Here is a 21,729-nt window from a genome sequence, read left to right on the forward strand (position 1 = left end):
CGCCGCAGACGCCGGCACCGCGACCCGCTTTGCGGGCTTTGCGGCTCACCGCTTTCTCGCAGTACTGCGGATCTCTCAGTCAGTAACACCAGACAGGAGCTTGCCCGTGATCGACCGTATCCAGGCGATGCGCACCTTCGTTCGCATCGTTGACACCAACAGTTTCACGAAAGCCGCACAGTCGCTCGACATGCCGCGCGCGAGCGCGACCACGATCCTGCAGAACCTCGAAGCGCTGCTCGGCACCCAGTTGCTCGTGCGCACCACGCGGCGTCTTTCGCTCACGCCCGAAGGCGCCGCCTATTACGAACGCGCCGCCCAGATCCTCGCCGACATCGACGAAGCCGAGGCCAGCGTGCGGCAAACGCCCGGCGGCGTGACGGGCCGCCTGCGCGTGGAGATGCCGGGCCTCATCGCCAACGCGATCGTGCTGCCTGCGCTCGAGGACTTCCACGCGCGCTATCCGCAGATCGACCTCGTGATCGGCGTGAGCCTGCGCAACGTCGATCTCGTCGGCGAAGGCGTGGATTGCAGCATCCAGCTGGGCGAGCTGCCCGACTCGGGGCTCGCCGCGCGGCGGCTCGGCGTGCTCGAACACGTGACGTGCGCGAGCCCCGCGTACCTCGCGCGACGCGGCGCGCCCGGCTCGCTCGGCGAACTCGCCGAACATCAGGTGGTGAACTTTCTTTCGCCGCTCACGGGGCGCCCGCTCGAATTCGACTTCGAAGTGGACGGCTCGGCGACGAAGGTGAAGGTCGATGGTTTCGTCCACGTGAGCGACGACCTCGCCTATCTCACCTGCGGGCTGCAGGGTCTCGGGCTCGTGCAGCCGCCGCGGCTCGCCGCGCAGCCGTATCTGGACGGCGGCGCGCTCGTGGAAGTGCTGCCGCAGTGGAAACCGCTGCCCACGCCGGTTTCGGTGGCCTACGTGAAGACGCGCCAGGTGTCGCCGCGCGTGCGCGTGTTCGTGGACTGGCTCGCCGAGCTGTTCGAAGGCGCGGGGCCGATGAACCGCGACCTCTCGCGGGTGCGTCAGTTGCTGGGCGGACTGCAGTACGCGTGACGCGCACCTGATGCTTACGTGAGGCCGATCAGGCGGGGCGTGTGAGCGCCATGCCCCGCCGCGCATGAAAACGCGCGAAGGCTTCGCAGGAGAGCCACGCATTGGCCTGATACGGCGCGACGCCCGAGGGGTTGTGAAACCAGACGCCGCCCTCGCCGCGCCCGTGCAACAGAATCAGATGACCGCCCTGGCGCGTGTTGGGTTGCTCCGGCCGGCGGATCTCGGGACTCACGGAGACGATCGCGAGCGTATCGGCCGCCAGCCGCGCGGCGGTCGCTTCGATCGGCTCGTCGGTCATCACCTCCACGCGCACGCCGAAGTCGGCCTCCACCCAGCCGGCGAACGGACGATAGATGAGCCCGTCCACGCCGCCATCCTCCCTGACGCGGTACGCGCCGTGCCGCAAGGCGGCTTCGAGCAGTTCGGCGCGCGTGCCGCGCGCAATCCCCCAATAGTCGAGCGCCGATTCGAGGCAGGCGAGGCCGCACAGGCGCTTCGCCCAGAAGCGGTAGTCCTCCGGGGCGGCGAAGCCGCTGCGCCGCCATTGCGGATCGCCGCACGGGTCGGCGCCTTCCTCGGCGATGCGCGCCACCCAGTCGGGGCTGCCCCACTGGCTGTAATACGGCACGCCATGGTGCCGCACGGTCGATGCAGTTTTGACAGGATTCAAGGGTGGTGGGCGCGCCGCTTGCGCGAAGTCGCAGGACAGCCGTCGCCGGTATGAGGGGTGAAAGGGAAAACCCTGATCATCGCAGCGCGCCGGGGTCGCCGCAACACCCTTACCAGGCTATTCTTGAAAGCCAAACGTTTCCGTCCCCAAAATTGTCTTACAAAAAGCTCCAACATCGGTAATTTATGCGTTTAGAATATTATTCAGTTGCACGGGGCCGGTAATACCGTCACGGGGAGCCTACGGCAACGCCAGGCAGCACGGACCGCCCGCTGCCCGGCAGCCCACCATAACTATCCCAAACTGAATCCAGGCTTCTCCCAAGGCATGTCGAACGCAGGACACTCACCCGACTCGGCCACGGTTGCAGAGCGCGTGCGCGAGCTGATGAGCCGCCATGGCATCGGCAAGCGCCAGCAAACCACCGAACTGTGCCGGATCCTCGATCTGAGCTTCTCCCAGGGACACCGCAAACTGCGCGGCAACAGTCCCTGGACACTCGCGCAAATCAAGAAAGTGGCGGAGGCATTCGACGAGCCCGCCGGCCAGTTGTTCGGCGCGCAACTGCTCGACCCCGGCATGGTGGGCGCTCACGCTCAGGAAGCGCTCCTGTGCGTGAGCGCGGTCGAGCTGCCCTGCACCGCCTGGATCGGCGCGCCGCTCGAGGCAGGCAGCCGCCCCGAATTCGTCGCGTACGAAAAACAGGGCCAGTGGCGCGTGGTGCGCCCGGACGCGTTGCTCTACCAGAATGCGCGCGAAGTCCACAAGATCGAGATCTACCCGCGCCGCGCGGAAGCCGACAAGCCGCTGATCGCCGTGGTCGACGACGACCGCGCCTCCGCCGACAACCTGCGCGACTACCTGGAGCACAGCGGCTACGCCGCCCAGGCGCTCTACGGCATCGCGGCCTTCGAGGAAGCGCTGGACAGCCAGGTGTTCGACGGCGTGGTGATCGACTGGCTGTTCGGCAGCCAGACCGCTGCCGACGCGATCCGCCGCGTGCGCGCCTCCGAAAATCCCGATGCGCCGATCTTCGTGCTGACGGGCGAACTGCTTACCGGCAAGGCGAGCGAGTCGGAGATCAGCCAGGTGGTGCGCCACTACAACGTGGCGTGCTATGAGAAGCCGGCGCGCATGGCGATCCTCGTTGCCGATCTCTCCAAGCGGCTCAATCGAAGCTGATTTCCGCCTGATTTCCCGCTGATCCGTGGCGCCCGATGCGGCGCGCCTAACGTGGCCCCTTTGCGCGCGGCGCAACCAGCGCGCGCTGGAGCGCGCCGCGCAGCTCTTCGTAGTGCACGGGCTTGGTCAGATACTCGAAGAACGGGCTTACGTTGCCCCCCGCGGTGAGTGCGGCCACATCGGCGCTCACCGCAATGACATGAGGCCGCAAACCGGTGACCGCGCCCGCGTCGAGCCCGGCGAGGAACGCATAGCCGTCGCGGCCCGGCATATGCAGATCGAGCAGCACCACGTCGCACGGCTGCGTGGCAACCCGCGCAAGGGCGCTGTCGGCATCCTCCGCTTCGAGCGCCGCATAACCCATGTGCGCCGCCATTTCGCAGAGCGACTCGCGCACGAGCGGATTGTCGTCCACCACCAGCACGCGCGGCCGGCTGGGCGCGCCATCGGCGGCGGGCGCGCGGCCGCTGGCCGCCGGCACCGCCACCGGCACGACCGGCACCGTCACGATGAACGTCGTGCCCTCGCCCACGCGGCTGTCCGTTTTGATCGTGCCGCCGAACAGATCCACCAGCCCCCGCACGATGGCGAGCCCCATCCCCGCGCCCTCGTAACGGCGCGAGCGCGAAGCGTCGAGTTGCGTGAACTCCTTGAAGATGAGCGGAATCTGCTCGGGCGGCACGCCCGGCCCCGTATCGCTCACCGCAATCGAAAGCGCGCGCCCGGCGAGCGCGAATTCGATGCGCACCTTGCCGCGCCCGGTATAGCGAATCGCATTCGTGACGAGATTGTTGGCGATCTGGCGAATGCGGTGCGGATCCGACACGACCGGCTGGGCGGGCCCGCGCCACGCGTGCTCGAACGCCAGCGAGCGGGCGTGCGCCGCGGCTTCGTTCTGGTCGGCAATCGACTGGAGCAGTTCGCGCGGATCGAACTGCTCCTCGCGCAGATCGAGCTTGCCGGCGCCGAGACGCGCGTAGTCGGTCAGGTCCTTCATCTGCGTTTCGAGCTGGCGCGCCGCCGTCTCCAGCCGCACGATCACCTTGCGGTCCGCCTCGGTATGCCTGTTCAGGCCAAGTAGCTCGATCGACGAAACGATCGCGTGGAGCGGCGTGCGCAGTTCGTGGCTGATCATGCCGAGGAACGCGTCCTTCGCCGTACTCGCCTCGCGCGCCGCGCGGCTCGCCTGGGCCTCGGCCTCGAGCGCCGCGCGCTGCTGCCGCAAAAGACGCGTGCGCCGGTAGCCGTTCATCACGAGCAGCACGGCCGCCGCGGCCGAAAGCGCGATCAGCACGATACCCGCCGCGAACAGCTCGCGGCGCTTCGCGATGAAGTCGCGGCGAATGTCCTCGCGCTCGCTGATATCGGCGTAGCGGCGGTTCAGCGAGAGGTCCGTGACCTCGGTCCAGTGCGCGCGCAGCACGTCCGCCATCGGCACGGCGCGCGAGGGCGCCGTTTCGAGGCCGGCGAGCTGGTCGTCGAACGGCGCGATCGCCGCCTCCAGCGCGGCCAGGTCGCGCTGCTGGCGCTCCATGAGCGCGGGCATGCCGCTCAAGGTGAGCGTCGAACCCTTCATGACGTTCAGCTTGGATTGCAGCACCGCGTAGCGCAGCCGCACGGTTTCCAGATCGGTGTCCACACCGTCGGCATAGAGCATCAGCTGGGTCTCGAAGCGCGCGTAGGCGATCTGCAGCTGCGCGGCATCCCAGTACAGGCCGTCGTAGCTGCCCGTGAGGCGCTGGACCACGCGCGGATCGAGCAGGTTCGCGTACAGCAGATAGCCGACGGCCGCCACCGGCGGCGCGAGCGCGACGATCCAGATCACCACCTGCACGAACCGTCGCAGCGGACGACGCATCACGCCCCGCTCATTGCTTGATGGTCATCGACTTGATCTGCCAGGCGAACTTGGCGTCGCCCGCGGAGCCGTCCAGCTCCAGCGGATACGCATCGCGCGGATAGATCAGGAACAGCGGGCCGAAGTTGCTCACTTCGAGCCGCTTGCCGTTCATCGCATAGGCCAGCACCACGCCATAGTGCGCGGCGTCGGCCACCGGCACGGTGACGGTGTAGTCGTCGAGCGTGTGGATCTCGATCTCGCTGCCGTAGGCGCCCACGGCCTTGAGCACGTCGGCGAGAAACGGGCCCGTGAAGGTCGAGCGCGGCGTCCAGGTGGTGGAGGTGGAAATCGCGTGCAAGGGCAGCTTGAGCAATTGCGCCTCGCTGAAGTGATACGACGTATGCGCCGTATTGTTCGTCACGCGCACTTCGCCGTCGATATCGAGCGCGAGCGGCACGGCCGGCGCGGCATGTGCGGCATGTAAGGCAGCAGCGCTTGCGGCCAGCGCCACTGCGGCGGCACAACGCCGCCAGCCTGGAGGTCCCCACATGACTTTCATTCCCCTTGCGCACATCGTATTGCGCTCGTTCATCGGCTATCTGACTGGTTTTTCGTTCGCCGCGCGAGCGTCGTGCGCCCGCGCCGCCCGGCGCGGCAGCAGGCCCGCGCGAGCATAGGCATAATATCGTCAAACATTGAACCGACAATAGCCGTCGCGGCCGCGCCACGGGTGCGGCCCACCCGTTCCTGCGCCGCTATTTCCGCTTTCAAAGAAGAGATGAACAAACCTGTCGTGCCGCTCACCTACGAACAACTCGATCACTGGGTCGAATCGCTGCAGCCGCTGCTGGTGGCGGAGGAGTTCGCCGCCGTGATCGGCATTCTGCGCGGCGGCGCGCCGCTCGCGCTGATGGTTTCGCACGCGACCGGCGCGAGCGTCGCCTTCCTGCGCTACGACCGCGCGACGCGCGAAGTCCGCTGGGACTCCACGCTGCCGCTGCCGGAACCCGGCTCGAAAGTCTTGCTGTGCGAGGACATCGCGGGACGCGGCAACACGCTCGTGGATTGCATTGCCTTCCTAAGCGAGCACGGCCTCGCGGTGCGCACGCTCACGGGCGCCTACGACGACCTCTCGCGCCTGCGCCCCGATTATTCGATCGACGCGAGCGGCTATTTCGCGCTGTTTCCGTGGGAACGCCAGGCCTATACCGACCGCTATCGCGCCGACTGGGCCCGCGACGGCGCGAAGGAAGGCACGCTGATGGCCGACGACCATGAATACGCGGTGTACGCCATCGACCTGGACGGCGTGCTGCTGCCCGATCTGCCGCTCGCGCGCTACGACGAGAATCTCGAAGAAGCGCTCGCCGAACGCGACGCACTGCTGCCGTTCGAGCGCATTCCCGGCATCGACATGAAGCGCACGCGCGCGATCATCACGGGGCGTCCCGAGATGGACCGGGTGCGCACGCAGGACTGGCTCGAACGCTATGGCTTCGGGCACCTGGAGCTCGTGATGCGCGCCGCCGACGAACACGACGACACGCCTTCGGGCGCCGCCGCGCATAAAGCGACCGCGGCGATTCGCTGCGGCGTGACGCATTTCATCGAGAGCGACCCGGTGCAGGCCATTTTCATCGCGCAGTCCGCGCCGCTCTTGCGCGTGATCTGGTGGAACGCGCACACGCGCACCGGAACGTTGATCGGGGCTTCGGCCTGGAGTTAGGCCCGCGGTCGGGGCCGTATCCAGGCCCGTATTCAGGCCGGTACGGTCTCCCCCAACACCCCCGCCGCCCGCTGCGACGCCACCACGATCAGCTTCATCGTCGCGCGCGTCGCGCCGACGAACAGCTTGCGCGCCGCCCGCTCGTCGAAGGTTTCGAAATCCACTTCGGTGAGAATCACGCACGGCGCGGACTGCCCCTTGAAGCGATACACCGAGTCGAGCAGCACATCGCCCTCGCGATACTGCGGATTGCCGAACAAATCGTATTGCCCCGTGAAGCTGCGCAGACGATGCGGACCCAGGTGGTCGAGCGCCGTGAGCTGCGAGTGCTCGCGCCCGCGAAACGACAATACGACGATGTCCTGCTTGCGAAAGCCCAGCGCCAGCGCCTGCGTGATCGCGCGCTTGGTGGCGGCGGCCACGGGCGATTCTGCGGCCGATTCTGCGGCCGATTCGCCGGACGACTCGGCCCCCCTCGCGCCCGACGGTTCGTCCCAGGTCGATAGCGCCACCTCCGAGCCATCGAACGGGCTGCCCGCCGCGAGCTGGGCAAGCGCGGGCGCGGCCGGCCCGGCGGCTTCGCGCAGAAACGCCAGGATGTCGCGCGGGCTGCGGTAGTTGGTGCTCTCGCGCAGCACGGTCCAGCCGGGCAGCGCCACCGGCTCGCGCACGTAAAGGTTCTGCAGCGGGTCTTCGAGCCACCACCACGCCGCTCCCGGCGCCAGAAGCCGGTCGAGCGCCGTCACCCACGCCTGCTGAAAGTCCTGCCCTTCGTCCACGATCACCACGTCGAACTGCCAGCGCGCGTCGACGGGCGCCTGCGCGAAGCGCCGCTCCAGTTCCTCGAACACGCTCCGGCCTTCGAAATCGGGCAGATGCCCGCCGTCGCGCGAGACCCAGTCGCAAAGCTGGTGATAGTTCGCCACCTTCGCCCCTTCGGGCGCGACCTTCGCGATATGGTCCGCCAGCGGCCGGTTGAAGCACACGTAGAGCGTGCGCTGGCCGCGCGCCACGGCGTCCTTCATGACCTGCACCGCCAGCTGGGTCTTGCCCGAGCCCGCCGTGCCGATCACGCGCAGCCGGAACGGCGCGAATTCGAGGCGCCGCGCCCAGCTGGCAAGACCGCCCGCGAGCCGCGTGACGAGCGTGCCCGCAGCGCCTACGAGCGCGCTGGCGTCGGGCGCGAGCGAAAGCTCGTCGGCGAGAAAGTGGTGGATTTTCGCGGCGCACGGCAGGCGCGGCTCGTCGGCGGGCAGTGCATCGAGCACGATCGCAACGAGCTGCGACTTGCGCGCGGCATCGACGATGCGCGCCGGATCCACACCCGCAATCGCCGGATTGCGCACGATATGGTCGGGGCAGTACAGCAGTTCTTCGAGCCAGTACGTGCCCGCGCCGAACGCCGCGGTAAAGCGCCGGTGCAGCCCTTCGACCGTGCGCGCGAGCGCCACGGCCACGTTGCGTTCGGTCTGCAGATGCGCCTTCACGAGCCCCGCCGGCGTCTCGCGCAGAAAGCCGGTCTTCTGCTCGACGATCATCACGCGCCCCGCCGGGCTCACGATCACGAAATCGACTTCGCCGAACACGGAAAAGCCTTCGGAAAGGCGCGTCCAGTGCACGCCGTGATACACCGTGTAGCCGGCCGGCAGGCCGCGCTCGAGAAGCGCCAGTGTTTCGCGCTCGCGCGCGGCGGCGCCAACGGCTTCGAGATGCTGCCAGTTATCGGGGACGATGCGGGCCATGAGCGATCCTCGCTGCAGTTTTCTGCGGCTATTCTAGGGCGTGTCGCGTCCGCGCAGGAGCCCCGCGCGATACCTTCCGGCAGGGAACGCGCCGGATCGTGTATCGTTTCGGCCTGCGCAGCCGCTGCGTTTTTCATCCCTTCAAGAATCAAGGAGAGTGCACCAGATGATCACGATCTGGGGACGCCCCAATTCGGTGAACGTCCAGAAAGTCCTGTGGTGCTGCGACGAGCTCGTGGTGCCGTTCCAGCGCATCGACGCGGGCCTGCAGTTCGGCCGCGTCAACGAACCGGAATTCCTCGCCCTGAACCCCAACGGCAAGGTGCCGACCCTCGTCGACGGCAACTTCGTGCTGTGGGAATCGAATTCGATCCTGCGCTACCTCGCGCTGGAATACGGCTCGTCGAGCCTGCTCTATCCCGCCGAGCCCAGGGTGCGCGCGCTGGTCGAGCGCTGGCTCGACTGGTCGATCGGCACGCTCGCGCCCGCCGAGCGCCCGCTCTTCCAGGCGCTCGTGCGCACGCCGGCGGACAAGCGCGACATGGCGAAGGTCGCCGACGACCTCGACCAGGTCGCCACGCTGTGGAAGCTGCTCGACCGCCATCTGCAGGGGCGCTTCTTCCTCGAAAACGAGCGCTTCTCGCTGGCCGATATCGTGATCGGCGCGTTCGCGCGGCGCTGGTTCGGCCTCGAAGGCATCGAGCGTCCGGCGCTGCCGAATCTCGAGCGCTGGTATCAGCGCATCGCGCAGCGCGAGGGCTTCCGCAAGTACGTCGGGGTGCCGCTCACCTGATCGCGCCGCGTGGATGGCCGAACCGCGGCCATCCACGGCCCGAACAGGCCCCAGTGGCGGCCCAGACCCGGCGCGGGCGCGGGTTCGACGCGCCCCGTATAATTGCGTCATGAAGACAGCAAAACCGGCCCCGCACGATCACGATCACCATCACGAGCATCGTGGCGACGATCACGCGCACGCCCACGGCGGCGCGAGCGGCGTACAGCCCGCCTCCATCGAGGCCGCGCTCGCGATGGCGGAAGTCTATTGCCGCGAACGCGGCGAAAAGCTCACGCCGATCCGCCGCAAGGTGCTGGAGTTGCTGCTGACCTCGGGCCGCGCCACCAAGGCCTATTCGCTGCTCGACGAAATGCGCCAGATCCACCCCGGATCGGCGCCGCCCACGGTCTATCGGGCGCTCGACTTCCTGCTGTCCGCCGGACTCATTCACCGTATCGAGTCGATCAACGCGTTCGCGGTCTGCCACGACCTCACGCAATGCCAGCACGGCATACTCGTGGTCTGCCAGCAGTGCGGCAACGTGACGGAGCTGCACGAGCCCAAGCTGCGCCAGGCGCTCGTCGCGCAGATCGAAGCGGCGGGATACCGGCTCGAAGGCGACGGCATCGAATTGAAGGGAATTTGCGCGCAATGCCAGGCCGAGCAGGCCGGCCAGAAGGCCGAGACGGCGCACGCCGACGCCTCCGCGAAAACGGCTACGGCATCCTGAAGCGGGCGCCCGGAGCGGGCACACCGGATCCGGCCCTGCAAGACCCTGTGCGCCGCACCCGGCACTCGCTGCCGGCCCTGCGCCTTACGACGACTGCCTCGCGTCGATCGCGTCCCGCAACAAGGTCACGAGCGCTTCGGGCTGGGCCGGCTTCGTCATGAAATGCTGGAACCCCTCGCCGATACTGCGCAGACGCCAGCTTTCGTCGGTGTGCCCGGTCAGCGCCACCGCGACGGCGGGGGCATGATCCCCGCGGATCTCGTGGTCGCGCAGACGCTGAATGAGGTAGAAGCCGTCCATGCACGGCAGGTCCAGATCGCAGACCACCGCATCGGGCAGCAGTTCGAGCGCCGCTTCGACGCCGGCTTCGGCGTCTTCCACCGCAACGACGTGCGCGCCCTCCGACTCCAGCAGCGAGGTGAGCGACGCCCGGCTTTGCGGATCGTCTTCGACGAGGACGATGGTCGCCCGGTCGAGTTTGTGTACTGCGTTCATTGTTCAGGTTTGAATCTTTCTGTCCGTCTTTGTTCGTGAAGCAGGCCGCGCCAGGCGCGAAAGGCCGTCGCGGGCCGCACTCACTGCGCAAGTTTAATGCCGTTGCGTGACACGCGACGCGTTCCCTCCCACCCTTGCCTCAACCTTCCTGGAGCTTTCGTTTACCGGTCTTTGCAAAGGCTTCGAGCGCACGCTGGCGGCCAAGCTCGTGTTCGACGACCGGATGCGGATAGTCGTTCCCGAGCTTCACGCCTGCGGCTTCAAGTTGTCGCGGGGAAGCCTTCCAGGGCTCGTGGATCAGCTTGTCGGGCAAGACCGCCAGCTCCGGCACCCATTGCCGCACGTAGGCGCCGCGCGGATCGAACTTCTGGCCCTGCAGCACCGGATTGAAGACGCGGAAATACGGTGCCGCATCCACGCCCGACCCCGCCACCCACTGCCAGTTGGCGGGATTGCTGGCCGGATCGGCATCGACGAGGGTGTCCCAGAACCAGCGCTCGCCCTCGCGCCAGTCGAGCAGCAGATGCTTCGCGACGAACGACGCCACCACCATGCGCACCCGGTTGTGCATCCAGCCCGTATGCCATAGCTCGCGCATGCCGGCATCGACGAAGGGATAGCCGGTCAGGCCGCGTTGCCACGCCTTAAGGCCCGCGGGGTCGGTTCGCCAGGGCATGGCGTCGAATGCGGGGCGCAGATTGCGCGTAGCCAGATCCGCGAAATGGAAACGCTGGTAGTGGCTGAATTCGCGCCAGCCCAGTTCGCTCGCAAACTTCTCCGCCGCCGCCGAGCGCCGCGCCGACGGCTTTCCATGCTCCGCCGCCCGCAGCGCGGTCCAGACCTGGCGCGGCGAAATGGCCCCCACGCTCAACCAGGGCGAAAGGCGGCTGGTGGCGGGTTCGGCCGGCAGGTCGCGCTCGTCGGCGTAAGGGTCGAGGTGGTCGGCGAGAAAGTCGGCGAGGCGCGCGAGCGCGGCCTCCTCGCCCGCCGGCCACGCTGCGCGCAATCCCGCCGACCAGTCGGGCGCGCGTGGCGCCAGCCCCAGATCGTCGAGCTTGACCGTGCGCTTGCCGAGCGTTGCCGGTAGCCGTTGAAAAATCATCCGCTCCGGCTCGCCGAGCGGCGCGGGCGGATCGCCCCGCAAGCGGCACGCGCGCCAGTACGCCGTAAAGACCTGGAACGGCTGCCCCGACTGGTTGAGCACCGTCCAGGGCTCGTTGATGAGCAGCCCGTTGTAGCTTTCGACCTCGATACCGCGCCCGCGCAGGTCGGCCTTGATCGAGGCGTCGGTCTCGCGCTCGGCCGCGCCGTAGCGGCGATTCCAGTACACCGCCCGCGCGCCGGTGGACTCCACGAGCGCGGGAAGCACCGAGGCGGCGTCGCCTTCGAGCAGCACGAGCCGGCCGCCGCGCGCCGCGAGAGCGGCTTCGAGCGCCTGCAGCGACACGTGCCGCCACCAGCGCGCGGCACCGCCCGGCGCCCGCTCGCCCGCAGCATGAGGATCGTGGATATAGGCGCAGATCAGCGGCTGCCCGGTGGCGGCCGCGTGCGCAAGCGCGGGATGGTCGGCGAGACGCAGATCGTCGCGAAACCAGACGATCGCGGGCGCGGAATTCGACGATGAAGGAGACAGACCCAACCTCGACATGGAACGAAAACGCGGCGCAACCCGGGATGGATCGCGCCATCGGGGACGCAGCGTAGCACGGCCCGGTGACGCGCAGTCCGATAGCCGCACGGCGGGCGCGGAATCGGCGGCGAGCGGGGTGGCTCGCGAAGCAACGGTTCGTCCGTTACTGAAGATAGCGAACGATGAGCCGCGACGCCTCTTCAACCAGCACGGCGAATGCCGCGTCCGAAAGACGGTCGGCATGATGCACGACCGCGGTATGCGTGAGCGCCTCGATGGAGGTCACGCACACGAAGGCCGCGAGCCCGAGATCGACGGCGCGGAACTCGTCGCGGTGCGCTTCGAGGTAGCCCCTGAAGAGCGCGTAGGTCTCGCGATTGAACACCTCGACGTTCTCGAGCTTGCCCGAGCGCGGCAGTTGCTCCGCCAGCACGCGATGCAGCCGCGGATCGACGCGGTGCGCCTCGATGGCCGCGGCGACGAGCTTCGGCACCGCCTGCTCCATCGGCAACGCCGCCACTTCGGCCAGCGCACGCCGCACCACCTGCAGGAGTTCGCGGTTGTGGCGCTCGATCACGGCCACGACGAGCGCCTCCTTGCCCGGAAAGTACTGGTAGAGCGAGCCGACGCTCGCGCCCGCCATTTCGGCGATGCGATTCGTGCTGGCCTTGTCGAAACCGTCCGTCACCAGAATGCGAGCGGTGGCTTCGATCAGCGCATCGACCATCGCGCGCGATCGCTTTTGAGAGGCGTGTTTTCTGGGCTTCGTCAGCGTTTTTCGCGCCATTTCTCCGCACTCCGGATGCGACCAGGTCAATACGAGCGACTACTCGTATTATGCATTCGACAACGCGAATGGCAACGCAAACGCCTTCCCCACCGAGCAAGAAAGGCTGTCATGAACACCTGCGGGGACTTACCCCATACGTTTACTGCATCGTGCTCCGCACCGGGACCGGGGCTCGCCAAACTCACAAGCAGTGCGAAATAAATCGACGACTGACACGTGTCTTACGCCAATGACATTACGCAAAGCCAATTCGACGAGCCGCTCGATATCGCCTTCACGCGCGGCAACGCGGATGCCCTGCTGCAACCGCGAGGCGGCCCACCCAGCCGCGATTCGATCACGATGTTTCTGGAGTCTGCGAAGTAGCGGACTGTGCGTGCGGCACCGGCCCGATCCCCTGCGTGACGAGCGCGATGGCGTGGCGCGCGATCTCGTCCGGGCCGAGCTGGCGCCTCGCCGGATCGCTGCGCCAGATGCGCGTGGTCGCGAGCGGCAGGAGCGCGAGGCCGAGCAGCGACTGAAACAGCAGTGACGGTTCGAGCGCCGGATTCAGGCGCCCTTCGCGCTGCCAGCGCGCGATCGCCTCGTGCGCCGCCCGCTGGTGCGACTGGCCGAAGCGTTCGTGCATGCGCTGGCGCAGCAGTCCGCCTTCGCTGATCACCTCGCGCACCCACAGGGGCGCGAACCAGGGATAGCGCGCGCCCACTTCGACAAAGCGCTGCGTGAGCAGCGTGAGCGCGGCAACGGGATCGTCGGGATGCGCCTCGAAGATGCCTTCCGTGGCCGCGCGCAGCGGCACGAAACGCTCGTCGATCAGCACGTCGATCAACTGGTCGCGCGTCTTGAAGTAGTAGTGGACCATCGCGGGCGTCATGTCCGCCTCGCGCGCAATGGCGGCGAGCGACGTATCGAGGATGCCCTGCCGCGCAAACAGGGCCAGCGCCGCCTCGATCAGCCGCGTGCGCTGTTCCGCCCCGCCCGGGCCGCCGCTCGGCCGGCCTGGACGGCGGCCCGGGCGCGTTTTGGCCTGGGCTTCGGCCCGGGTTTGGGCCTCGGTTTCGGCGGATTCCGGGAATGGGGTCACGGCGGGAATATCGGACTCGTTCATCTCTCGTTACGTTTCGGGCTTTGACTGTGCGTCGGAATTCTCCTATATTAATCGTCAAGTTAATTAATTTCAAGATAACCCCACGTCGATGGAACCCACCACGGAACGCTCCCTGCCGGTCCCGGGCGACGCCGCCTCCGCGGCCGATGCGCCCGATGCGCCCGATAGCGCCAACCATCCGCCGATCCGGCTCCTGTTTCCCGCGCTGATCCTCGTGATGCTGCTCGCGGCGCTCGACCAGACCATCGTTTCGACGGCGCTGCCCACGATCGTCGGCGAACTGGGCGGCCTCGACCGCCTCTCGTGGGTCGTCACCGCCTACCTGCTGACCTCGACGATCGTCGTGCCGCTCTACGGCAAGCTGGGCGACCTGTTCGGGCGCAAGATCGTGCTGCAGGCCGCCATCGTGATCTTCCTGGTCGGGTCGGCGCTGTGCGGCGTCGCGCAGGACATGATGCAGCTGATCGTGCTGCGCGCCGTGCAGGGCATCGGCGGCGGCGGCCTGATGGTCGTGACCATGGCGGCCATCGGCGACGTCATCCCGCCCGCGCAGCGCGGCAAGTATCAGGGCCTCTTCGGCGGCGTGTTCGGGCTCGCCACGGTCGTCGGGCCGCTGCTTGGCGGCTTTCTCGTCGAGCATCTGTCGTGGCGCTGGATCTTCTACATCAACCTGCCGCTCGGCGCGGTGGCGCTCGCGGTGATCGGCGCCGTGTTCCGGCCGCGCACCGCGCACGTGAAACACGTGATCGATTACATGGGCGCCGCGTGGCTCGCGGGCGCGCTCACCTGCCTCATCCTCTTCACGAGCCAGGGCGGCACGATCCTGCCGTGGACTTCGCCGCAGCTCTGGCTCACGCTCCTGCTCGGCTGCGTTTCGGTGGCCGGTTTCATTCACGAGGAAAAGCACGCGGTCGAGCCCATCATGCCGCTCGAGCTGTTCCGCCATCGCACCTTCGTGCTGTCGAGTCTGATCGGCTTTATCGTGGGCGTGTCACTGTTCGGCTCGGTCACGTTCCTGCCGCTGTATCTGCAGGTGGTGAAAGGCTCCACGCCTTCCGAGGCCGGCATGCAGATGCTGCCGATGATGGGCGGCGTGCTCGTGATGTCGGTGATCACGGGCCGCGTCATCAGCAAGATCGGCAAGTACCGCATGTTTCCGATCGTGGGCACCGCGCTCGTCGCTGTGGCGATGGTGCTGCTCGCGCGTCTGGAGATCGGCACGCCGCTGCGCCAGATGTACCTCTACATGGGGCTGCTGGGCTGCGGGCTCGGCATGGTCATGCAGGTGCTGATCCTCGCGGTGCAGAACGCCGTGGAGTTCCGCCACATGGGCGTGGCCACCTCGGGCGCCACGCTGTTCCGCTCGATCGGCGGCTCGGTGGGTGTGGCTGCGTTCGGCGCCGTGTTTTCGCATGGGCTGAGCACGCGGCTCGAAAAGGTGCTCACGCCGGATGTCGAACTGCCGCAGCCGCTCACGCCCGACGTGATCCATCATCTGCCGCCCGTGCTGCACGCCCAGTATCTCGACGCGTTCGCCGGTGCCTTGCACATGGTGTATCTCGCGGCGGCGTGCGTGGTGGTGCTCTCGTTCGCGCTCGCCTGGCTGCTGCAGGATATTCCGCTGCGCAAGCAGCATTGAGGCGCTAACGCGCGAGGCGGGGCTTCACGCCGTCTGCGCGCTGCGCTCCATCGCACGCTGCAACGTGTCGTACACCTTCGGCCGGTTGCACTGCGACACGTTGAATCGCAGAAAATCGCCCGCGCTGCGCGCGACGCTGAACACGTTGCCGGGCGCGAGCACCACGCCTTGCGCGAGCGCCTCGCGCGCTACCTGCGCGGCGTCGAGGCCGTCCGGCAGGCGCGCCCACACGAACAGGCCTGCCTGCGGCCGCGTCCACGCCGCGATTCCCAGCGTAGCGAGACGCCTGAGCGTTTCGCCCATCGCATCGGCCAGCCGCGCGCGCAGCGCGTCGAGATGGCGCCGGTAGGTGCCGTCCACCAGCAGCCGGTGCACGAGATCGGCCGCCACCTCGCCGTGGCCGAACGACACGGCGAGCTTCAGATCGACGAGCGCTTCGCACCAGTCGGCGCGCGCGGCGATGAAGCCGCAGCGCACCGCCGCCGACATCGTCTTCGAAAAGCTGCCGATGGTCACGACGCGCGACAGGCCGTCGAAGGCCGCGAGGCGCGGTGACGGTTCGGTTTCGAAGTCCGCAAAGATGTCGTCCTCCACGATCAGCAGGTCATGCTCCTCGGCAAGTTTGAGCAGGCGGTGCGCGACCGCGGGCGCGAGCGACGCCCCCGTCGGGTTGTGGATCGCCGAGTTGGTGACGTACAGGCGCGGGCGGTGCTCGATCAGGGCGCGCTCGAAGGCGGCGATATCGGGACCGGTGGGCGTGTACGGCACGCTCGCCACGCGGGTTCGATGCGCGCGCAACAAAGCCTGGAAATTGAAGTAGCAGGGATCGTCCACGAGCACGGTGTCGCCCGGCTCCAGCAGGAAGCGGCACACGAAGTCGAGCGCCTGGGTGCCGCCGTCGGTGAGCACGATCTGCTCGGGGGCGGCCTCCACGCCATGCTGGGCGAGGCGCCACGAAAGCTGCTGGCGCAGCGCGGACGAACCGAAGGGCGCGGCGTATTCGGCCAAAGGCGCGTGCGGGTCGCGGGCAAGCGAGCGCAGCGCGCGCCGCACGGCATCGTGCGGCAGCCAGGACGGCGGCAGCCAGCCGCAGCCGGGGCGCAGCGCGTTCGGATCGGCTTCGAGCGACTGGCGCGTGAGCCAGAGCGGATCGATCTCGCGATCCAGACGCGGGCCGAGCGCCGCGAGCGCGAGCGGCGGCGCATGGCCCGCGACGAAGAACCCCGCGCCGCGCCGCGCCACCAGCACGCCTTGCGCAACGAGCCGTTCGTAGGCTTCGACCACCGTCGATTTCGATACGCCCAGCTGCTCGCTCATGGTGCGGATGGACGGCACGCGGGCGCCCGCGGCGAGCGAGCGTGCCGCAATGCGCTCGCGCAGCGTTTCCATGACCTGTGCGACACGCGTGAGCGCGCCGCCTTCCGGCGTGTGGGACGGCGCAAGGCCTGTGTCTGCCATCTTGCTTTCTCTCCCGCCGTTCCCCCGGCGTTTCCGATCTGTACCTGGCATCTGTACTGCACAGTGATCAGTACAGTTCTTCGAAATTGTACTGATCTGTAGCTTACCCGCTAACTGCACCGCGCGCATCATCGTCCGGCTATCCAGCCGTCCTTATCGCCGCCCCTGCCGCCCCTTCAGCCATTCGCCGCCCCGATCCATGCGCAAATCCCTCGATTCCACCACCGACGGCTGGCTCTGCGGCCTCGCCGGCGTCCTGATCTTCAGCGGCTCGCTGCCCGCCACGCGCGTGGCCGTGCTGGGCCTCGATCCGCTCTTCCTCACCGGCGCACGCGCCACCATCGCCGGCGTGCTCGGCGTCCTCCTCCTCGTGCTCCTGCGCGCGGCGCGGCCCGAGCGCCGCGAGTTCGTGCCGCTCGTCGTCGTGGCGCTCGGCGTGGTCGTCGGCTTTCCGCTCCTCACCGCGCTCGCGCTGCGCCACGTGAGCTCCGCGCACGCCGTCGTGTTCGTCGGCCTGCTGCCGCTTTCCACGGCGATCTTCGGCGTGCTGCGCGGCGGCGAGCATCCGCAACCCGCGTTCTGGTTTTTTTCGGCGCTCGGCAGCGCGGCCGTCGTGGCCTTCGCGCTGCGTCACGGCGTCGATGCGTCGCCGGCGGGCGATGCCCTCATGCTCGGCGCGATCGTCGTCTGCGGGCTGGGCTATGCCGAAGGCGCCCGGCTCTCGCGGCGGCTCGGCGGTTGGCAGGTGATCTGCTGGGCGCTCGTGATCTCGCTGCCCGTGATGCTGCCGCTCGCCGTCGCGCTGCGGCCCGCCTCGTTCGCCGCGGTGGGGGCGGCCGCATGGTGGGGGCTCGCCTACGTGTCGCTCTTCAGCATGCTGATCGGCTTCGTGTTCTGGTATCGGGGGCTCGCGCTCGGCGGCATTGCGGGCGTCGGGCAACTGCAGTTGCTGCAGCCGTTCTTCGGCTTTCTGCTCGCGGCGCTCGTGCTGCACGAAGCCGTGCCGCCCGCCATGATCGGCGTGACCGCCGTGGTGATCGCCTGCGTGGCCGGCGCGCGCCGCTTCGGCCGCACGGCTCCCGCCGCTGCCCGGGCGCGGGCGGCCGCCCCGCGTGCGTGAGAGACGCGCATTTTTGACACGCTTTGAATCCGCCGCCACCCAAGGCATAGTGAACGACGCCTTCGCAACCCGGACTCAAGACGCATGAATGCCCTTCACGTCACGCAGCCGCTCCTGCGCGACGCCACGCCAGGCGACTTCCCCGCGATCGCCGCGATCTACGCGCATCACGTCCTGCACGGAGCGGCTTCGTTCGAAGAAGCGCCGCCCGACCTCGACGAACTCCTGCGCCGCCACGCCGCGGTACGCGGCCAGGGCCTGCCGTGGATCGTCGCCGAACTGAACGGCAAGGTGGCCGGCTACAGCTATGCGACGCCCTATCGCCCGCGCGCCGCGTATCGCTACACCATCGAAGACTCGATCTACATCGACGAATCGTGCCGCGGCCTCGGGCTCGGCCGCCTGCTGCTCGAAGCGCTGATCGCACGCTGCGAGAACGGGCCGTGGCGGCAGATGATCGCCGTGGTGGCCGACCCGCGCGGCGGCTCGCTCGCGCTGCATCGGAGCCTCGGCTTCGAGATGATCGGCACGCTGCACGCGGTGGGTTTCAAGCACAACGAATGGCGCGATACGACGCTCATGCAGCGCGCCCTCGGCGCAGGCTCGGGCTCGGTGCCCGACGCCTGATCGCGCACGACACGCGCCCTCAACAGCGGCGCCTCACCGCGCCCCCGTAAAATACGTCCTTTCGTCCCGTGCCGACGACAAGGACTATTTCATGCAAGCTCTCCTAGACCACATTCACCCGTCCAACTGGAGCTTCCTGTGGGACGCGCTCAGCACCTTCGCGATGCGCCTCGTGGCCGCCGCCGCGATCCTGTGGATCGGCTGGTGGATGGCGCGCCGCATCGGCCGCTGGCTCGCCGGGCAAGGCAGCATCGACGCGACGCTGCGCCCCATCGTGCGCGACTCCGCCAAGTGGAGCGTGCGTATCGTCGCGCTGATCGGCGCGCTTTCGCAGCTCGGCATCCAGACCGCGAGCATCGTCGCCGTGCTCGGCGCGGCGGGCCTCGCCATCGGCCTCGCGCTGCAAGGCACGCTGCAGAACATCGCGGCCGGCATCATGCTGTTGCTGCTGCGCCCCTTCAAGGTGGGCGACTACATCGACGGCGGCAACGGCAACGTGGCGGGCACCGTCGAGGAAGTCAATCTCTTCACCACGCGCCTCACCAAGCCCGACGGCATCTGCGAGTTCGTGCCGAACAGCGCGCTCTGGAGCAACTCGATCCGCAACTACAGCCGCAATCCCACGCGGCGTCTGGACCTCGAAGTGGAGGTCTCGGTGCGCGACGACGTGAACCTCGCCCTCGACGCGCTGCACGCGCTCGCCGATGCCGATCCGCGCGTGCTGCGCGAACCCGCGCCGCAGGTGATGGTGAGCCGCTTCGACGACAGCACGGCGGTGCTCAACATTCGCGTCTGGGCCAAAACCGACGTGTTCTGGGACATGCGCTGGGATCTGTCGCGCAAGGTGCGCCAGACGCTCAACGACGCGCAGTGCTCGCTGCCGCTGCGCACGCGCGAACTGCATATCGTCCAGGCCCAGCAGGGGCAGCAGGCCCAGCAGCAAGCGCATTGAGAACGGACACCCGCCGCCCGTCGCTACGCGGCGCCGACCGGGCTGCTAATATCGCCTGAACCCGGCGCCCGTGCGCGCCGCCCGACCCCGCGCCCGTCCATGAAGCCGACACCGCTGCCGCCCGCGCCGCTTTCCTGCGCGCCGTCCTTCGCCCGCGCCGCCGCACGACGATGAAGACGCTCGCCCGCCGCCTGCGCGGCTTCGCCACGCATATCGTGCCGCACGGTTATCTGGCCTTGCTGCTCGTGATCGACGGGCTCATGCTGGTGCGCCCGGTCGTCGAAAAGGCCTTGCAGCACGTGCGCGGCGGCTGGTTCCAGGACTGGATCACGCTGCTCGACGCGTTCGGCCTGCTCGCGCTGCCGCAGGTGGTGATTGCGGCGGGCCTCGCGATCATGTCGATCGGCATTGCGCTGCGCGCCCGCGTGGCCTGGGTGCTCTCGCTGCTGCTGCTCGCCGCCGCGGCGTTCCTCAGTATCTGGGGCGACTATCGCAGCCTCCCGCTGTTCGCCTTCACGCTGCTGCTGGCGGCCGCGCTGCTCGTCTACTGGCGCCGCTTCGACCGCACGAGTCTTGCCGCAAGCTCATTGTTCGCTATCCTGAGCATCGGCTCGTTGATGATTTACGCGGTGTTCGGTTCGCTCTATCTGGGCAACGACTTCGACCCGCCCATCCAGAACTTCGTCACGGCGTTCTACTTCTCGATCGTGTCGATGTCCACGGTGGGCTACGGCGACATCGTTCCGCACTCGGACACCGCGCGGCTTTTCACGGTCTCCGTGATCGTGCTCGGCATCAGCGTGTTCGCAACCTCGATCAGCGCCGTGGCCGGCCCCGTGATCGGCGGCAAGCTGAAACATATCGTGAAGGGAGGGATTTCCAACGTGACCCGCAAGAACCATTACCTGATCGTCGGCGTCTCGCCGCTCGCGCACAGCGTATACGCTGGCCTCAAGAAGCGCGGCTACGCCGTCACGGTGATCGTCACGCCAAACGCGCCGCACAGCTATCCCGCGAATGCCGATATCGTCGTGGGCGACGCCAGCGACACCGCGACGCTGCACAACGCGAGCGCGGAAACGGCGCTCGCCGTGCTGGCGCTGCGCATGGACGACGCCGAAAACGCGTTCGTGATCCTCGCCATCAAGGAGCTCGCGCCGAAGGTGCGCACCGTCGCGCTGGTGAACGACAGCCGCAATCTGCAGCGGCTGCGGCTCCTGCAGCCGGACATGGTGTTTTCGCCGCAACTGCTGGCGGGCGAGCTGCTCGCGCGCACGCTCAACAACGAGACCATCGACAACGACCTGATTTCGCACCTGCTATTCGGCCACTCCGAAGGCCAGGATCCGGCCAGGCCTTCCGCACCGACCGCGCCTTCGGCCTGAGCCTTGAGCCTTGCACCGAAGCGTGCGGCCTCAGTGCGAAGGCCCGGGCGGCGGCAAGCGCCGGAACAGCGTGGGATAGTCGATCACGAGGCCATCCTCGTCCACGGGCAGGTTCGCCGCGAACTTTCGAAAGAGCCCTTCGTAGCGGTATTCCCGGTCGGGCTCGATGCAGGTGTAAGCCTGCCGCACGGCCACCGGCGTCAAATCGGGCGCCGCGATGTAGACCACGCGGATCGGCCGCCGCTCGCCGCGCGCAAGCCGAAGACGGCGGATCGGCAGCGTGTTCGTGAACGGCGTGGCGGAGAGGTCGATATCGATGCACCCCTCGATCGCGTCGAGCGCGCGGCCCTCGCCGTCGCGCCAATGTCCCTCGCCGTCGCCGTGGAGAGCCAGCGCACCGCCGCCCATCACGCGAAACGCCGCATAGGTCACGCGCCAGTGCGCGTCGCAATGAACGGTGTAGCAGAGGCCATAGGCCTTGCCGTAGCGCTGCCCCACTACCACGCTCTCCACGCGGATCGTCCCGCCGCTCGCATCGAATGCCAGATGCTCGATGCCGGCGCCTTCCTCCGATGCCCATCGCACTTCGCGCATGGTCCGTCTCCCGTTCAGGTCACGTGCAGAGGACTATCCTCGCACAAAAGCGGGCCGCCGGACCCGGAGCGCAAATAGCGACTATCACGCCCGCGCACGCGCAAGGCCGCCCGCATCGCCTATGCTCTCGAATCAGTAAAAGCGCAGTAAAAACGCAACGAAAGCGCGATCAAAGTGCCCTGCGTGCGCGCGTTTCGCCGACG

General features: G+C 67.9%; 20 protein-coding genes. 10 read left to right on the forward strand and 10 right to left on the reverse strand.

Annotated elements, in window-relative coordinates:
• The first annotated feature begins 106 nt into the window (after nt 1-106).
• Entirely contained in the window at nt 107-1,063 is a 957-nt protein-coding gene (locus U5760_RS18765; RefSeq protein WP_322013783.1) for a LysR family transcriptional regulator, read from the forward strand.
• Between the two features lie 28 nt (nt 1,064-1,091).
• Here U5760_RS18765 and U5760_RS18770 read toward each other — a convergent pair whose 3' ends face one another.
• Nucleotides 1,092-1,733: a C39 family peptidase gene (locus U5760_RS18770; protein ID WP_322013784.1), complete on the reverse strand. Its 642-nt coding sequence runs from the start codon at nt 1,731-1,733 to the stop codon at nt 1,092-1,094.
• Between the two features lie 327 nt (nt 1,734-2,060).
• Between U5760_RS18770 and U5760_RS18775 the strand changes: the two genes are divergently transcribed.
• Nucleotides 2,061-2,915 carry a helix-turn-helix domain-containing protein gene (locus U5760_RS18775; protein ID WP_322013785.1) on the forward strand — a complete coding sequence of 285 codons (855 nt, stop codon included), beginning with the start codon at nt 2,061-2,063 and terminating at the stop codon, nt 2,913-2,915.
• A gap of 46 nt (nt 2,916-2,961) precedes the next feature.
• Here the strand turns inward: U5760_RS18775 and U5760_RS18780 are convergent, their stop codons facing one another.
• Complete coding sequence (locus U5760_RS18780; protein ID WP_322013786.1) at nt 2,962-4,773, reverse strand: hybrid sensor histidine kinase/response regulator; 1,812 nt, start codon at nt 4,771-4,773, stop codon at nt 2,962-2,964.
• 10 nt (nt 4,774-4,783) lie between these two features.
• The gene (locus U5760_RS18785; RefSeq protein ID WP_322013787.1) at nt 4,784-5,305 is read right to left on the reverse strand and encodes a molybdopterin-dependent oxidoreductase; all 522 of its coding nucleotides are present in this window, start codon (nt 5,303-5,305) and stop codon (nt 4,784-4,786) included.
• Nucleotides 5,306-5,533: 228 nt separating this feature from the next.
• On the opposite strand from U5760_RS18785, the gene U5760_RS18790 reads away from it, so the two are divergent.
• Nucleotides 5,534-6,481 carry a phosphoribosyltransferase gene (locus U5760_RS18790; protein WP_322013788.1) on the forward strand — a complete coding sequence of 316 codons (948 nt, stop codon included), beginning with the start codon at nt 5,534-5,536 and terminating at the stop codon, nt 6,479-6,481.
• Between the two features lie 32 nt (nt 6,482-6,513).
• Here the strand turns inward: U5760_RS18790 and U5760_RS18795 are convergent, their stop codons facing one another.
• Complete coding sequence (locus tag U5760_RS18795) at nt 6,514-8,223, reverse strand: ATP-binding domain-containing protein (protein WP_322013789.1); 1,710 nt, start codon at nt 8,221-8,223, stop codon at nt 6,514-6,516.
• Between the two features lie 166 nt (nt 8,224-8,389).
• On the opposite strand from U5760_RS18795, the gene U5760_RS18800 reads away from it, so the two are divergent.
• Together U5760_RS18800 and U5760_RS18805 are read left to right on the forward strand one after the other, a co-directional pair.
• Nucleotides 8,390-9,016, forward strand: coding sequence for a glutathione S-transferase (locus U5760_RS18800; protein WP_322013790.1), 627 nt, complete (start codon nt 8,390-8,392; stop codon nt 9,014-9,016).
• Between the two features lie 109 nt (nt 9,017-9,125).
• Nucleotides 9,126-9,728, forward strand: coding sequence for a Fur family transcriptional regulator (locus U5760_RS18805; RefSeq protein WP_322013791.1), 603 nt, complete (start codon nt 9,126-9,128; stop codon nt 9,726-9,728).
• Between the two features lie 84 nt (nt 9,729-9,812).
• Here U5760_RS18805 and U5760_RS18810 read toward each other — a convergent pair whose 3' ends face one another.
• The 4 genes from U5760_RS18810 to U5760_RS18825 form a co-directional block, all read right to left on the reverse strand.
• Nucleotides 9,813-10,223, reverse strand: a complete 411-nt coding sequence (locus tag U5760_RS18810; protein WP_322013792.1) for a response regulator — start codon at nt 10,221-10,223, stop codon at nt 9,813-9,815.
• A 139-nt stretch (nt 10,224-10,362) separates the two neighbouring features.
• Nucleotides 10,363-11,871, reverse strand: a complete 1,509-nt coding sequence (locus U5760_RS18815) for a deoxyribodipyrimidine photo-lyase (protein ID WP_322013793.1) — start codon at nt 11,869-11,871, stop codon at nt 10,363-10,365.
• 145 nt (nt 11,872-12,016) lie between these two features.
• Nucleotides 12,017-12,640: a TetR/AcrR family transcriptional regulator gene (locus U5760_RS18820; RefSeq protein WP_322013794.1), complete on the reverse strand. Its 624-nt coding sequence runs from the start codon at nt 12,638-12,640 to the stop codon at nt 12,017-12,019.
• 340 nt (nt 12,641-12,980) lie between these two features.
• Entirely contained in the window at nt 12,981-13,751 is a 771-nt protein-coding gene (locus U5760_RS18825; protein WP_322013795.1) for a TetR/AcrR family transcriptional regulator, read from the reverse strand.
• An 88-nt stretch (nt 13,752-13,839) separates the two neighbouring features.
• Here U5760_RS18825 and U5760_RS18830 point away from each other — a divergent pair, with 88 nt between their 5' ends.
• On the forward strand, nt 13,840-15,390 hold the full coding sequence (locus U5760_RS18830) for an MDR family MFS transporter (protein WP_322013796.1): 1,551 nt from the start codon (nt 13,840-13,842) through the stop codon (nt 15,388-15,390).
• A gap of 24 nt (nt 15,391-15,414) precedes the next feature.
• On the opposite strand, the gene U5760_RS18835 is transcribed toward U5760_RS18830, so the two are convergent.
• The gene (locus U5760_RS18835) at nt 15,415-16,848 is read right to left on the reverse strand and encodes a PLP-dependent aminotransferase family protein (RefSeq protein WP_322013797.1); all 1,434 of its coding nucleotides are present in this window, start codon (nt 16,846-16,848) and stop codon (nt 15,415-15,417) included.
• Between the two features lie 199 nt (nt 16,849-17,047).
• On the opposite strand from U5760_RS18835, the gene U5760_RS18840 reads away from it, so the two are divergent.
• From U5760_RS18840 to kch, 4 genes are all read left to right on the forward strand, one after another.
• Complete coding sequence (locus tag U5760_RS18840; RefSeq protein WP_322013798.1) at nt 17,048-17,968, forward strand: DMT family transporter; 921 nt, start codon at nt 17,048-17,050, stop codon at nt 17,966-17,968.
• Nucleotides 17,969-18,052: 84 nt separating this feature from the next.
• Nucleotides 18,053-18,595 (forward strand): N-acetyltransferase family protein, encoded by a 543-nt coding sequence (locus U5760_RS18845; RefSeq protein ID WP_322013799.1) that lies wholly within the window; start codon nt 18,053-18,055, stop codon nt 18,593-18,595.
• Between the two features lie 91 nt (nt 18,596-18,686).
• Nucleotides 18,687-19,547, forward strand: a complete 861-nt coding sequence (locus tag U5760_RS18850) for a mechanosensitive ion channel family protein (RefSeq protein WP_322013800.1) — start codon at nt 18,687-18,689, stop codon at nt 19,545-19,547.
• Between the two features lie 170 nt (nt 19,548-19,717).
• Nucleotides 19,718-20,932, forward strand: a complete 1,215-nt coding sequence (kch, locus tag U5760_RS18855) for a voltage-gated potassium channel protein (protein ID WP_322013801.1) — start codon at nt 19,718-19,720, stop codon at nt 20,930-20,932.
• 30 nt (nt 20,933-20,962) lie between these two features.
• Here the strand turns inward: kch and U5760_RS18860 are convergent, their stop codons facing one another.
• Nucleotides 20,963-21,526, reverse strand: a complete 564-nt coding sequence (locus U5760_RS18860; RefSeq protein WP_322013802.1) for a putative glycolipid-binding domain-containing protein — start codon at nt 21,524-21,526, stop codon at nt 20,963-20,965.
• Nucleotides 21,527-21,729: the final 203 nt, after the last annotated feature.

Source organism: Paraburkholderia sp. J12 (assembly GCF_905220215.1).
Lineage (GTDB): Bacteria > Pseudomonadota > Gammaproteobacteria > Burkholderiales > Burkholderiaceae > Paraburkholderia.

What these genes read in the sequence shown, in the direction of transcription:
- U5760_RS18860 (WP_322013802.1), bottom strand. Translation starts at nt 21,526, where the DNA reads ATGCGCGAAGTGCGATGGGCATCGGAGGAAGGCGCCGGCATCGAGCAT.
- U5760_RS18805 (WP_322013791.1), top strand. Translation starts at nt 9,126, where the DNA reads ATGAAGACAGCAAAACCGGCCCCGCACGATCACGATCACCATCACGAG.
- U5760_RS18785 (WP_322013787.1), bottom strand. Translation starts at nt 5,305, where the DNA reads ATGTGGGGACCTCCAGGCTGGCGGCGTTGTGCCGCCGCAGTGGCGCTG.
- U5760_RS18820 (WP_322013794.1), bottom strand. Translation starts at nt 12,640, where the DNA reads ATGGCGCGAAAAACGCTGACGAAGCCCAGAAAACACGCCTCTCAAAAG.
- U5760_RS18835 (WP_322013797.1), bottom strand. Translation starts at nt 16,848, where the DNA reads ATGGCAGACACAGGCCTTGCGCCGTCCCACACGCCGGAAGGCGGCGCG.
- U5760_RS18840 (WP_322013798.1), top strand. Translation starts at nt 17,048, where the DNA reads ATGCGCAAATCCCTCGATTCCACCACCGACGGCTGGCTCTGCGGCCTC.
- U5760_RS18845 (WP_322013799.1), top strand. Translation starts at nt 18,053, where the DNA reads ATGAATGCCCTTCACGTCACGCAGCCGCTCCTGCGCGACGCCACGCCA.
- kch (WP_322013801.1), top strand. Translation starts at nt 19,718, where the DNA reads ATGAAGACGCTCGCCCGCCGCCTGCGCGGCTTCGCCACGCATATCGTG.
- U5760_RS18780 (WP_322013786.1), bottom strand. Translation starts at nt 4,773, where the DNA reads ATGCGTCGTCCGCTGCGACGGTTCGTGCAGGTGGTGATCTGGATCGTC.
- U5760_RS18850 (WP_322013800.1), top strand. Translation starts at nt 18,687, where the DNA reads ATGCAAGCTCTCCTAGACCACATTCACCCGTCCAACTGGAGCTTCCTG.
- U5760_RS18815 (WP_322013793.1), bottom strand. Translation starts at nt 11,871, where the DNA reads ATGTCGAGGTTGGGTCTGTCTCCTTCATCGTCGAATTCCGCGCCCGCG.
- U5760_RS18800 (WP_322013790.1), top strand. Translation starts at nt 8,390, where the DNA reads ATGATCACGATCTGGGGACGCCCCAATTCGGTGAACGTCCAGAAAGTC.
- U5760_RS18830 (WP_322013796.1), top strand. Translation starts at nt 13,840, where the DNA reads ATGGAACCCACCACGGAACGCTCCCTGCCGGTCCCGGGCGACGCCGCC.
- U5760_RS18790 (WP_322013788.1), top strand. Translation starts at nt 5,534, where the DNA reads ATGAACAAACCTGTCGTGCCGCTCACCTACGAACAACTCGATCACTGG.
- U5760_RS18775 (WP_322013785.1), top strand. Translation starts at nt 2,061, where the DNA reads ATGTCGAACGCAGGACACTCACCCGACTCGGCCACGGTTGCAGAGCGC.
- U5760_RS18825 (WP_322013795.1), bottom strand. Translation starts at nt 13,751, where the DNA reads ATGAACGAGTCCGATATTCCCGCCGTGACCCCATTCCCGGAATCCGCC.
- U5760_RS18810 (WP_322013792.1), bottom strand. Translation starts at nt 10,223, where the DNA reads ATGAACGCAGTACACAAACTCGACCGGGCGACCATCGTCCTCGTCGAA.
- U5760_RS18795 (WP_322013789.1), bottom strand. Translation starts at nt 8,223, where the DNA reads ATGGCCCGCATCGTCCCCGATAACTGGCAGCATCTCGAAGCCGTTGGC.